The sequence below is a fragment of the Mesorhizobium sp. WSM4989 genome (assembly GCF_029625795.1).
In the GTDB taxonomy this organism is placed as follows: domain Bacteria; phylum Pseudomonadota; class Alphaproteobacteria; order Rhizobiales; family Rhizobiaceae; genus Mesorhizobium.
In genome coordinates this window covers 1-373 of the sequence record NZ_JARTVN010000020.1, presented here as the reverse complement: position 1 = coordinate 373, position 373 = coordinate 1, and the positions used below count along the sequence as shown (strand labels likewise).

1 pseudogene is annotated in these 373 nt (G+C 62.2%); it reads right to left on the bottom strand.

What is annotated here, in order from left to right:
* Positions 1–192: pseudogene (locus P9217_RS30160) on the bottom strand (IS5/IS1182 family transposase); the annotation flags it as partial.
* Positions 193–373 lie beyond the last annotated feature (181 nt).

The following is a 373-nucleotide window of genomic DNA, read 5'->3' as shown; positions in this document are numbered from 1 at the left end:
CATCAGCCGGGTCGGCAGCGGCGGCATGCCGGGGCCGTCCGAATAGACGGCGCCGAAACGCTCCTCCAGCACCGGCCAGTCGATCGCCTGCGCCAGCCGCACCAGCTCGTGCTTCATGTTGATGATTTGGTCGAGCCGGGAGCGGAACAGGTCCTGCTCTCCCGTCTCGCGCTTCTCGCGTGGCCTGGACATTCGCTGTCCCCTCGATTCGCCGCCGCCGAACCGAGTGAATCACGCTCCGCGCCACAAGGGAATCGCAAAACCGAATTGCAGGAAAACAGCGTCCAAATACCGCTAATCCTGCAATTCCAAAGCCGCTATCCGCCTCAATCAACAGGCCAGATCAATGGCTTGCGGATAGTTCACGGCCGAC